Raw genomic sequence first — 11642 nt, forward strand, 5'->3', positions numbered from 1 at the left:
CTAGGCAAGCTTCTCTACCTGCACACCACGCCCCAAACCACAGCGAAGCACCCGCTTAACCCCCGAAACCTCGGCCAATGCCGCAGCTACTTTGGCACCTTCACCCGGCGCACAAATAGCCTTTAATTGTGGCCCTGCATCATTAGTAAAAAACACCGCCGTGCCAGCTGCCCTCAACTCACGTACACAGTGGATAGCATCAACGGTAGCGCCATTCCAATAAAGTAAACCAGGGCGAGAGGCCATGGCCATAGCGTGCATTTTCAAACAACTAAACTCACTTAATTCTGCCAATTGCTCAAAGTCTTTTGCTAATACTAACTGTTCAGCCAAAGCCACATCAGCATCATTACCATCTAACCAGCTCTGATAATAGGGGCTAGTTAGACGAGAGCGCTCCATGCCTTCAGTTGAACCAATTTTCTTTTCTTGTTCGCTGACGATCGCCACACACACTTCGAGCGGCCAGTGGTGTTCATCCGCAACCGGAGCCGCAAACGCAGCACCATAATGCGCATACGTCTCTTGAGCATCCGGTAAATAAATCTTGGCAAAGCCACCATAAATTGAGCGCGCCGCAGAGCCGCTCATCGCTCGCGCTAACATGCTCTGCTGCTGCTCATTTAAATTAAGCTCTAAAGCGGCATTACCTGCGGCAACTAAGGCCGCAAAACCAGAAGCGGACGACGCTAGGCCTGCAGCTGTGGGGAAGTTATTTGTGCTCTCAATACGACAGCGTGTTTCTACCCCCGCAATAGCGCGCAACTTATCAAGGTTGGCACTGATACGAGCCAGCTTGCCAGTATCAAGTTGGCCGTTAAGGTAGAGTTCATCTTCCTGTAAAGCAGGATCAAAATGCGTTGTTGTTTCGGATTGAAGCTCACTCAGCGTCAAGGACAAGGAGGAAACGGCAGGTTCATTTAAGTGTGCATCGGAAGCCTTACCCCAATATTTTATTAAGGCGATATTAGGGTGGGCAACGGCACGGGCGACCTTAGGTTGTGGCTGGCTCAAATTAATTCCTCGCTAACTGAAGCACACAATTCTACCAAAGAAGTCGTGCCAAAGCGCAAAGCTAAAGATATAGACCTACACTCTGATGACGAAGCTTAAAGTCAGACCTTAAACCACTGCGGTTCGGTAAATCCCCAAAGCCAGTATTAAAGCAAGGAAGCAAGTAGGACGCTGTTTATGGATGTATCAAAAAGGAAACTAGCTAACCGCCGCCGTAGCGTCTTCCTCTTTCCATTTATTTGCGTCTTAGTTGCCACCCTCACCGCCGCGGTCAGTTTGGAGCAAGTACTGCGTTCATGGTACCTAGAGCGCACAGAGCAAGACATGCAACAAGTCTTAGCCATTACCCTGAATACAATCAAACGTATAGGTAGCGACAATTACGAAATAGGGGTTGCGGTTGATAGCATCGGTCTTGCCACCCCCAAGTACCATATCAGCATTGCCAACTTAGACGCCCAACTGATTGGCGACTCTTATTTAGATGAAAACGGCCTCGGCCTTGCGGACAACCTAAAACAAGCACCTGAATTTCAGCAAGCGCTACAGCGTGGAGAGGCTCGTCTAATTCGCTTTAACCCTGTCAGCGCCAAAGAGATTTTCTATCTAGCCAAACGCTTTACTATCGGACAGTTTAACGGAGTTATTCGTATAGGTTTGGCCATAGATGAATACAACAAAGCAGTATACGAGTTACGCTGGTTACTCGTCATGTTGGCACTGGTTGGTATGCTACTTATGGGCATACTTGTAAGCATGTTTAGCCGTTATATCAACGCGCTTATGAGCAAAGAGCAAAGCACCCTAGAAAGCCGAGTGGAAGAAAGAACGCGTGACATCCTACTACTGCATCGCCTTACCAATATGTTGGCCGCTTGCCAAAACCTAAAAGAAGTTCAAACCGTAGTAGAAGATATTGTGCCGCGTATTATAGGCTCATTAAATTGCTCAATTTCTCTTGTTAACTCATCACGTAATTTAGTTGAAAAGAAAATCGATTGGAGTGGTAACTGGCCTGGTGAAAAAGTATTTAACCCACAAGAGTGCTGGGCCTTACGCAAAGGCAAACCCCACTTTAGTCACGATGAGCTAAGCTCTCAAATTTGTGAGCACATGGGAGAAAGTGAAGAGAACACACTTTGCATCCCTCTAGTTGCACACGGCAATGCCATTGGTTTAATGCACTTAATACTGACAGGACGAGCCGAATCCCTAAGTAATGACATGATTTTTACAATTGCCGAGCACCTGGGCCTCGCTCTTGCCAACCTAAATATGCAAGAAAAATTACGCCAACAAGCAACTCGAGACCCTCTTACAGGGCTGCACAACCGACGCCACTTTGAAGAAGCTATCGACAAAGAACTCAGCCGCAGTCAGCGCTACCATGAACCCTGCGCCTTGCTAATGATAGATATAGACAACTTTAAGAGCTTTAACGACACCTTTGGTCACGACGCTGGCGATTACGTATTAAAAGCAATCTCCTTGTTATTGAAGGAAGCCGTTCGCAGTGAAGACACTCTCTGCCGCTTAGGCGGCGAAGAGCTAGCAGTATTGTTGCCTAAAGCCAATATTAACGATGCCATTGCCTGTGCAGACAAACTCTGCCGTATGGTTTCGCGCAACCATTTTCAACTGCACAGCACCGCGCTTGGTACGGTCACCATTAGCATAGGTATTAGTGTTTATCCGGTTCACGCACTCAGCGCTGAAGGTTTAAACAAAAGTGCCGATCTCGCCTTATACGAGGCCAAGACAAAAGGTCGCAATCGCTTTGAAGTGGCCATAAACAATGAAGAAGGAGAGCACTCCTACTGCCTTGTTGAAGTGGATGAAGAAAAAAAACAAGCAAAGCGCAGTAACAGCTAATTGTTCATACATAAGCTTTGATCACCAGCTCAAGTCCAGTACTATCGTAGTCCTTGCAGATAAACATAAAAAGGATTACGCATGAGTGAAGAAAATACCGGAACAACAAACATAGAAAGTACAAGCCCAAATGGCAGCGTTGAGAAAGGTCTTTCGGGTGATTATGAACTAAGTATCGGCAGCTTATTTCAAGATAGCTGGGCCCTTATTCAAGGGCGCAAACTCACTTGTGTTATTGCCGTCATCTTGCTCATAGTTTCAATCGGGGCAATCAACTTTGTAGCCGAGTTTGTACTCGAATTAATCTCACCAGCAAGCCAAAGTGGGTCGCCCGATGCCTCATTGCAGCTTGAGCCAAGTACCGGCATAGCTTTTGTCATCCAGCTTATTGTCTTGATGGTAAGCACGCCCATTAATGTGGGCCTCACCCTCCTTGGTATTAAACTTGTTTCTGGGCAAGAAGCTCAACCTACGTCCATCTTTGAGTACTTCCCGCACACAATAAAGCTCTTTTTATTAATGGTGACGATGTATATTTTGGTCTTTATTGGCTTCCTTTTACTAGTCATTCCTGGCCTCTATCTAGGCATCGCTTATATTTATGCGCCAGCATTAATGGTAGAAAAAAACATGGGAATCTGGGAGGCGCTGGAAACATCAAGAAAAACCGTGACTCACAAATGGTTCACTGTGTTTTTCACTGTATTACTGCTTCTCATTGTTATATTTATCTCATCCCTGCCTGTACTGATCGGCCTTATCTGGACCTTACCTTTAGCCGTAATGTTAACTGGCCTTATGTATAAACAAATGTTTGGCATAGAAACAACAAATGCCATTCAAAACATCTAAGCAAGATACCCAGCGGAGCCGCCGATCTGGCTCCGCCATACCATTTATCCACTCTTAACGAGCAAGCTCTTACACCTTCCCTATACTAAAAGCAGTTCTCACTTTTAGGACAACTGCCTTAGTTATGGAGCACGATCTAGATTTTCCAGATTTTATAGATAGCGAAAGATACTTAAGCCTCGACCAAGAACTAAGTGAGGCGGATCAATTGCGCGCGATGCTTAGCAATCTAACTCGCATTCACCTTCTAACTGCCAGTAGCTATGACAGCTTTGATGAGCTAATTCATCAATATCTACTTTCTGGTACAGAGATTTTTTCCTTAGAGACAGGCATTGTCAGCCAGATCAAAAGTGACGGCAGCTACCATGTCTTAGATGTCATCAGCCCCCTTGAAGTGCTAGAAGCGGGGCAGATATTTCCCTTAGAAGACACCTACTGCAAATATGTCTACCAACAACAGAAGGTACTTGGTATACCTCAGGTCGGGAAATTATCCTTTATGGCTCAGCACCCGGTATATAAGAACTTAAAACTAGAAGCCTATTTAAGCGCGCCCATTTATGTACGCGACACACTGTTTGGAACCTTAAATTTCACCTCAACTCACTCTCGTGCATATGCTTTTAGTGAATATGAATGCTCGATGATTCAGCTACTTGCCAACTCTATTGGTAATTACTTACTACTAAGAGATAAAGAAGATAGGCTACTGACCCTCAATCAGCGCATTAAAACCTTTGTAGGCTATGTTAGCCACGATCTGCGAACACCACTGAGTGCGATTACCAGCTTTAGCGCCATCGCAAAAAAAGAAAGCGAAAAAAACGAACCGAACCTATCTAAATTACAAAAAATCATCCACAAAATAAGTACTGCGTCAGAGCACGCAATAGAGTTAACACACAGTATTCTCGAGAACGCAGCCATCAGTACCGGTAAGCTCTCATTAAACATACAGACATTTAACGCAAAAGAGTTATGCCAGCAAAGCATAGCCTCACTCGAACAGATTCAAGAAGATTGTAAAAAAGAAGTGGTACTTCACTGTGATGCTGCCGCTAGTATGTATGCAGACAAGAAACGCCTGCAACAAGTGCTCGAGAATTTACTAATCAACGCACTAAAATACGGAACAGCCCCAATAATATTAAAAGTAAAAAGTCTCGATTGCGGATGCGAAATTAAAGTAACAAACAGCATTGATCCAAGCAAAGCTACAACAGAAATAGATCATTTATACTCAGTTGGTTTTGGTTTAGATATAGTTCAAGACATACTAAAAGCACACCGCAGTGAACTCTTAGTCAAACAGGAAGACGATCATTATCACTGCAGCTTTTTTCTTAATAACAACTGACAAGTTTCATCACAACAGCATCATCAGTCATTTATAAGAAAATGACTGATGATGCTCGCGGCATAACCAAGCGCTATTGCCGGTGTCCAGCGCAGATGGCTAAAGAAGCTATAAGCCCCTCTCGCCTGCCCCATAAGTGCAACTCCGGCAGCCGAGCCAATGCTAAGTAAAGAACCGCCAACACCGGCTGTTAAAGTCACTAAAAGCCATTGAAATTCGTTCATATCAGGCTCCATGCTTAACACTGCGTACATAACCGGAATATTGTCCACAATAGCCGACAATACCCCAACCAGAATATTCGCCGCTGTAGGGCCAAGCTCACCGTACATCAACTCCGAACCTAGACTTAAATAACCAATAAAGCCCAGACCACCTACAGCGACAATCACACCATAAAAGAAAAACAATGTATCCCACTCGGCTTTGGCAATTTTATCAAACACGTCAAAATCGTCTTTAACACGATATTCCGCAGGTTCGTCACTATGATCAATACTATGTCTACCGCCACTACTCTCACGTAAATAAAACCCATAGAACTTCAAATAAGCCAAACCCGTCATCATGCCAAAGACGGGGGGAAGATGAAGCACAGAGTGAAAACTTACCGCTGTTACAATCGTTGCAAGAAACAAACACACAATCACAACACCACCATTTTTAATTTGGCTTAAGTGCTCTTGCTGTTTTGCGGGGTAACCTGTGGGTATTACACGATGCATTAACACAGCCGGCACAATAAAATTAATCATCGATGGCAAGACCAGTTTTAAAAAGGTGAAAAAGTCGATAATGCCCTCTTGCCAAACCATAAGAGTGGTAATGTCCCCGAAAGGGCTAAAGGCCCCTCCTGCATTGGCAGCAACAACGATATTAATACAGGCCAAACCGATAAAGTCTGGCTGCTCGCGACCTACCGCCATCACTACCGCACACATAATTAAAGCGGTGGTTAAATTATCAGCCAGTGGCGAAATCAAAAACGCCATAAAGCCCGTCACCCAAAACAGGGCTCTATAACTCATACCAAGCTGAATTAAATAATCACGCAACCAGTCGAATACTCGTCGTTCGAGCATGGCATTAATGTAAGTCATAGCTACCAAGAGAAAAAAGAACAGCTCTGCGTATTCAAGAAAGTTATGTCTAAGCGCAGCATGCACTTGTGCCTCGCTTCCTGTACCACGACTCGCCACGGCAATTAATAGCCAGATTAGGCCTGCCGCCAGTAAGACGGGTTTCGACTTCCTTAAGTGCAGTTGCTCCTCAAACACGACACAGATATAAGCCACGGCAAAAATGAGCAAAGCGCTATAACCCACCCACGAAGAGCTGAGTGAATGACTTTGCAACTCAGAACTTTCTGCCAATGCAAGGCTAGAGCTAAAACAAAATACAAGCCCTATGCAAAAGAGAAAGAAACGAAAAACGATCATAAGCACCACGTCCTTGCGTGATTCAAGCAAAAGTCGTTTGCAAGACAAACGATCTCTACTAAGTGTAGACATAGCACTAGAGTAGGGCCCACATCATGCCTTATACTTTGCCGCGTTTATCGCCTCATCCCTTGTTTAGGAAAAACACTCATGCCTTTAAACACCCGTTTTTTAATAGTACTTAGCGCACTGGTGTTGAGCTTTGGCGCTCAAGCCAACAATCGCCAAATGAACATTATGGACTTTAGTCTTTATATACCTTGGGACTACAGCAAAGACCTTAATACTAAGAATGGCAGTAGCGCTGAAATTGAAGGCAATCATGGCTTTGGTTTAGGCATGGGTTATAGCTGGAGCGATAGCATCAGCACACGCTTTGACCTGCAATGGAACCACCGAGATTACAGTGGTATTCAGGTCTCTGATGGCCCACTTAAAATAGAACAGCCTTATCGAAGTCGCTTAGACAGTATCCACATGGACCTTGGCGTCGATTGGTATCTTATTAAAAACCGCCCTTGGACACCGTTTTTAAGTGCGAGTGTAGGCTGGAATTTTTATGACTCAAACATTCCAGCAGGCCCAGGTGATTGTTGGTGGGACCCGATTCTTGGCCCCGTGTGTGTGCAGTCGACCTATACCGAAGATACTTGGAGCACAGGCTTAGCTGGCGGTTTGCGCTTTGATATTGGGGATCGTTATTTCACTCGTATTCTATATGGCGAGCGTTTTATCAACATGGACAACATTAATGGCACCACCAACTTCCGTTATAGCCGTGTTGAATTTGGTTGGAGTTACTAAAGCCCAATTAAAGAGCTACGGCTTAAGGGTTTAAGTTCGCTTAAACCCTTATACTCTCCCCTTTTTGCGCCTGCCACCACTGCATCGCCTCTTTCATACTTAAATTCTCGGCAGCCCCTGCCTCGCCCATCAGAGAGCGCAAAACCAAATTGTTTAAACGATGCCCAGATCGACGACCATGGTAACTGGCAATAATATGAGGCCCAGCTAAGGCCATATCGCCAACGGCATCTAGACACTTGTGGCGTACAAATTCATCTTTATAACGCAAACCCTCTTCATTGAGCACTTTGTCCTTACCGACTACCACCGCATTGCTTAGAGAGCCACCGCGCGCAAAACCAAGCTTACGTAAAGCCGCTACATCCTCCTCAAAACCAAAGGCCCTTGCTCCTGCCAGCTTGTGTTCAAATAAACGCCCCGCAACAGTCACTTGTTTACTTTGACAGCCTATCGCAGCATGCTCAAAATCAATATCCACCCTCACTCGCGGTAAAGCTGAAGGGATTAAACTCACACTAGACTTTCCATCTGCGACAAAAACAGGTTTTTGCACAAGCAGAGCTCGGCGCTGAGCGCTCTGTTTAACAAGACCAACCTGACGTATCTGGCGAACAAAAGGCAAAGCACTGCCATCCAGTATCGGTACTTCAGGGCCATCTAGAGTGATATAAGCATTGTCGATCCCACAGCCACGCAAAGCTGCCAGTAGATGCTCAATCGTACTTACCCTAACACCCATTTTATTCATAATGGTGGTCGACAAATTTGTCTCACCAACATTGTACCAACGTGCAGCAATTTCAGGGTTACCATGTAGAACATCTCGACGCCGGAAAATATAACCACTGTTTTCATCTCCAGGCTGCACTGTCATCGCCACCTTTAAGCCAGTGTGTAGCCCGCGCCCTAGACAATGAAAGGAGTCTGCTAGGGTGTGTTGATAAAAACTTAATCCGGTATCGAAATAGCTCTGGTGCATGTGTCTCTCCACTTTTTTATTACACTCAGACTACCTTTGTAGACAGTTTTTACTTGTTCAAATACGACAGCAGCTTGACCCATACGCCTGATTAGCGACAATGGCCTTCTTGATCAAGGTGGAGCAAGGACTATGCAGCCCAGCACAATCTCATCGTGGGCCCTGCTTGTGTGGCAGGAACTGAAGGAACGTGGAATCAACCCTAAACCTATTTTTGAAGAGTTAGAGTTAGACCCATCTCGGCTTAGTGAAAATATGGCGCGCTATAAAATGGAGAAGATGACCAAACTCTGGCAGCGCTCACTAGAGTTAACAGAGGATCCACTGTTTGGCATCAAAGTTGGAGAGCGCTGGAGCCCAACCACGTTTCACGCCCTAGGTTTTGCATGGCTAGCCTCGAGCCATCTCTACGACGCATTTCAACGCTTTAGCCGTTATAGCCGTTTATTAAACGACGCCTTAGAGATTCAAGTTTATAAAGACAGTGGTGATTATCGTTTTAGCTTTGGCTGGATAGATGCGAGTCAACGCTGCGATGTACATTATTTAGCAGGAGAGGCATCCATGATGGCCTGCTTAAAGATGTGCAGGATGTTATTAGGTGATGAGTTTACTCCAATCGAGGTCAATACCCGCTTAAAACGCTCCGAGGCAACAAGCGAACTAGAAAACCGTTTTGCCACCACTGTGCATTGCAATGCCGAACAGAGTAATTGGTTGATCAGCCACTTCGACATGCATAAAAGCCTCGCTTCTGGTAATGAAGAGCTGGCCATGATGAATGAAAACGTGGCCTTAAAATACCTCAGTACTTTAGACAAAACGCAGGTGCTACCGGCCCTGCAACATGCCTTGCTTGAAGCCCTGCCTTCAGGGGAAGTCAGTGAGCACCATATTGCAGAGAAACTACATATGAGCTCTCGCACCTTACAACGTAAGCTTGAGGCCGAACAGCTAACCTTCTCATCGGTATTAAATGAGTTACGCAAGAGTATGAGCCGACACTACATCGAGAACAGTCACTTGAGCTTGACCGAAATAACATACCTGCTCGGCTTTTCAGAACAAGCTAGCTTTACCCGGGCCTTTAAACGCTGGTATGGGCAGGCCCCAAGCAAATATCAAAAAGAGTGCAAACAAAGCGCCTAATGAAGAACCTTGTTGTAAGTATTTGCCTATTCGGCAGCATAGCTTTGTTTAACCCCCTTAGTTTCGCCGATACCTTAGTCACCAATTTAGATGAAGACATAGAAGAAGAGCAAAATCATAAGAGCTGGTTAGCAGCGCCCGGTATTTATTATTCAGAATATCTCGATGTTGCTATAGGCGCAGGGGCTTATTTCAAAGGTTTTCGACAAGAACAAGAAAGCTTTTTTGTTTCCGCCTACACCAGCCAAAGTGGGTCACGTGGCCTATGGCTATACAGCTACCAAACCCAGCTATTAGATCGCTTATTTGTCGACAGTAGCTATCACTGGGGCTGGCGCCACGATGTTAAAACATTCCGTCAAGGCAACCCTAACTTTAGTGATGAAGTTGCAGGCAGTAACGACAGCAGTGATGATAATTTTATTGAATCAACCGGTGAAGATACTTATTTAAATTTTAAATTTTATTATGTGCTTCCTTGGGGGGACGGGGAAGAAGGAGGCATCCACGACTATAAAGTCTCTAAAGGCCGCCTAGTCGAGGCAACCGCCAGTGGCGGCCGTCTGTTTAACCCTCAACTCTCAGGGCGCTTTTTTATTGGTAGCGAACTCTTTGCCCAACGACAATTATTTAGCGATAAATACGACATTGGTTACGATGGCCATACCACCGGCGCAAGAATATTTGCGCAATACGACAATAGAGATTGGCGCGATGAACCCAGTAAAGGCTCTAATCATATTCTTACTTTTAGCCGTGACGCAGGTATCTTAGATAGCACCAGCACGTGGTCAAAAGTAGAGCTCGACATGACAAAATATTGGAGCTTAGGATCTAGCAACTGGGCGAAAAACCGCGTTCTTGCTTTTAATTTTTATACTGCCGATGTACCTACATGGGGAAATGATGAGCGCCCACCAGAATTTGAGCTACCAAGCTTAGGTGGCGTCGACCGCTTAAGAGCCTACCCCTTTCGCCGCTATATCAGCCGTTCAGCCATTTATTACGGCTTAGAGCATCGCTACACCTTAATGACGAACCCTATTAACTTAATCCCCCTGCCCGATTTTATTCCTGACTTTGATTTACAGGTAGCAACGTTTGCCGAGCTTGGTCGCGTGAATGACGCTTACGACTTTAAAGAATTAAACAAAGATATGCAGTGGTCTGCTGGTGTCGGCCTTAGGGCCAACTTACTTGGTTCCATAGGACGTATGGATATTGCAACCAGCGACCACAGCTGGGCATGGTACTTAAGCGCAGCCTACCCTTGGTAACTTAATTAAGCCTCACTAATAATGAAAACTTAAACCAATACGTACACTCTCTTTTTTCTGATTGTAATAGCGAATCACCTCACCATAACCCCAAAAATACTGAACGAATATGGTTGGTTTAAAGGCTTTAAAAGGTTGTCGATAGTGTAAACCGATGACTCGCTGACCATGTTCAAAATTAAGCCATCCATCTCCTGGCACCAACTTAAAAGACAGGTCAAGCTCATTGTTTTTCCAATCAATCACATCACGATAAGCAAAGTTCATTTCCCAGGGGCCAAGATATTCATTGATATCTTTATTGTTCTTACTTTTTTGTATATCGCTAAACAAAGTGGTTGTCCAAACCAACTGCTTACCCGCAGGTTCAAACATAGAATTCAAGCGTAGCTGCCACCTATCCCAGGATCGGCTCACCTCGCCTTGCTCACCATTAGAGCGGTGAAACCAACCTGCATCAACTGAAACCAAAGGCCCCTCATCCAACATAAAGCGGTAAAAGGATTCCGGCATAAAATTATTATCTTCCGCCGGTAAATGCTCATGATAAATATCCCACAAGACCAAATTGGTATAAGCCAAATACCACTCGGCAAGTATTCGATATTTAAAGCTGTATTGCAGCAGTAAATCTTCGTCATTTAAGATGGCGTAATTCAGCTTATATAAAGAGAAATCTTGATCTTTATTGCTACCTACAACCGCATCTTTCACTTTAGCTGAGCGCTGCTCTTGAGCACTTATAGACTTAGATGCATCCCAGGCAGGGGCATCAAGTGCAGTAGCACCTAATGAAGAAAACACACCCAGCACTAATAGTACACGTAAGCTATTTATCACCTGCAAGCTACAGCTATATAACGCCACAAAACACCCTATTTAATCATCAATTA

10 protein-coding genes are annotated in these 11642 nt (G+C 44.9%); 6 read left to right on the top strand and 4 right to left on the bottom strand.

Annotation, left to right across the window (positions count from 1 at the left end; genetic code table 11):
* Entirely contained in the window at positions 1–1014 is a 1014-nt protein-coding gene (gene mvaD / locus AB1S55_RS02100; RefSeq protein WP_370980130.1) for a diphosphomevalonate decarboxylase, read from the bottom strand.
* Positions 1015–1191: 177 nt separating this feature from the next.
* Here mvaD and AB1S55_RS02105 point away from each other — a divergent pair, with 177 nt between their 5' ends.
* From AB1S55_RS02105 to AB1S55_RS02115, 3 genes are all read left to right on the top strand, one after another.
* A complete protein-coding gene (locus AB1S55_RS02105) occupies positions 1192–2886 on the top strand; it encodes a GGDEF domain-containing protein (protein ID WP_370980131.1) in 1695 nt (564 codons plus the stop codon).
* Positions 2887–2967: 81 nt separating this feature from the next.
* Entirely contained in the window at positions 2968–3738 is a 771-nt protein-coding gene (locus tag AB1S55_RS02110) for a hypothetical protein (protein ID WP_370980132.1), read from the top strand.
* A gap of 124 nt (positions 3739–3862) precedes the next feature.
* The gene (locus tag AB1S55_RS02115; RefSeq protein ID WP_370980133.1) at positions 3863–5098 is read left to right on the top strand and encodes a GAF domain-containing protein; all 1236 of its coding nucleotides are present in this window, start codon (positions 3863–3865) and stop codon (positions 5096–5098) included.
* A gap of 23 nt (positions 5099–5121) precedes the next feature.
* On the opposite strand, the gene nhaD is transcribed toward AB1S55_RS02115, so the two are convergent.
* On the bottom strand, positions 5122–6537 hold the full coding sequence (nhaD, locus tag AB1S55_RS02120; protein ID WP_370980134.1) for a sodium:proton antiporter NhaD: 1416 nt from the start codon (positions 6535–6537) through the stop codon (positions 5122–5124).
* 150 nt (positions 6538–6687) lie between these two features.
* Here nhaD and AB1S55_RS02125 point away from each other — a divergent pair, with 150 nt between their 5' ends.
* Entirely contained in the window at positions 6688–7341 is a 654-nt protein-coding gene (locus AB1S55_RS02125) for an outer membrane beta-barrel protein (protein ID WP_370980135.1), read from the top strand.
* 40 nt (positions 7342–7381) lie between these two features.
* On the opposite strand, the gene lpxC is transcribed toward AB1S55_RS02125, so the two are convergent.
* Positions 7382–8323 carry a UDP-3-O-acyl-N-acetylglucosamine deacetylase gene (gene lpxC, locus AB1S55_RS02130; protein WP_370980136.1) on the bottom strand — a complete coding sequence of 314 codons (942 nt, stop codon included), beginning with the start codon at positions 8321–8323 and terminating at the stop codon, positions 7382–7384.
* Between the two features lie 132 nt (positions 8324–8455).
* Here lpxC and AB1S55_RS02135 point away from each other — a divergent pair, with 132 nt between their 5' ends.
* Positions 8456–9472 carry an AraC family transcriptional regulator ligand-binding domain-containing protein gene (locus AB1S55_RS02135; RefSeq protein WP_370980138.1) on the top strand — a complete coding sequence of 339 codons (1017 nt, stop codon included), beginning with the start codon at positions 8456–8458 and terminating at the stop codon, positions 9470–9472.
* On the top strand, positions 9472–10749 hold the full coding sequence (locus tag AB1S55_RS02140) for a BamA/TamA family outer membrane protein (protein ID WP_370980139.1): 1278 nt from the start codon (positions 9472–9474) through the stop codon (positions 10747–10749). Before AB1S55_RS02135 ends, AB1S55_RS02140 begins: the two co-directional genes overlap by 1 nt.
* 15 nt (positions 10750–10764) lie before the next feature.
* On the opposite strand, the gene AB1S55_RS02145 is transcribed toward AB1S55_RS02140, so the two are convergent.
* A complete protein-coding gene (locus AB1S55_RS02145) occupies positions 10765–11616 on the bottom strand; it encodes a phospholipase A (RefSeq protein ID WP_370980140.1) in 852 nt (283 codons plus the stop codon).
* Positions 11617–11642 lie beyond the last annotated feature (26 nt).

The organism is Agaribacterium sp. ZY112 (assembly GCF_041346925.1).
Classification (GTDB): Bacteria; Pseudomonadota; Gammaproteobacteria; order Pseudomonadales; family Cellvibrionaceae; genus Agaribacterium.

Coding starts and splice junctions, on each gene's coding strand:
- AB1S55_RS02110 (WP_370980132.1), top strand. CDS start 2,968: ATGAGTGAAGAAAATACCGGAACAACAAACATAGAAAGTACAAGCCCA.
- nhaD (WP_370980134.1), bottom strand. CDS start 6,537: ATGATCGTTTTTCGTTTCTTTCTCTTTTGCATAGGGCTTGTATTTTGT.
- AB1S55_RS02125 (WP_370980135.1), top strand. CDS start 6,688: ATGCCTTTAAACACCCGTTTTTTAATAGTACTTAGCGCACTGGTGTTG.
- AB1S55_RS02140 (WP_370980139.1), top strand. CDS start 9,472: ATGAAGAACCTTGTTGTAAGTATTTGCCTATTCGGCAGCATAGCTTTG.
- AB1S55_RS02115 (WP_370980133.1), top strand. CDS start 3,863: ATGGAGCACGATCTAGATTTTCCAGATTTTATAGATAGCGAAAGATAC.
- AB1S55_RS02135 (WP_370980138.1), top strand. CDS start 8,456: ATGCAGCCCAGCACAATCTCATCGTGGGCCCTGCTTGTGTGGCAGGAA.
- AB1S55_RS02105 (WP_370980131.1), top strand. CDS start 1,192: ATGGATGTATCAAAAAGGAAACTAGCTAACCGCCGCCGTAGCGTCTTC.
- lpxC (WP_370980136.1), bottom strand. CDS start 8,323: ATGCACCAGAGCTATTTCGATACCGGATTAAGTTTTTATCAACACACC.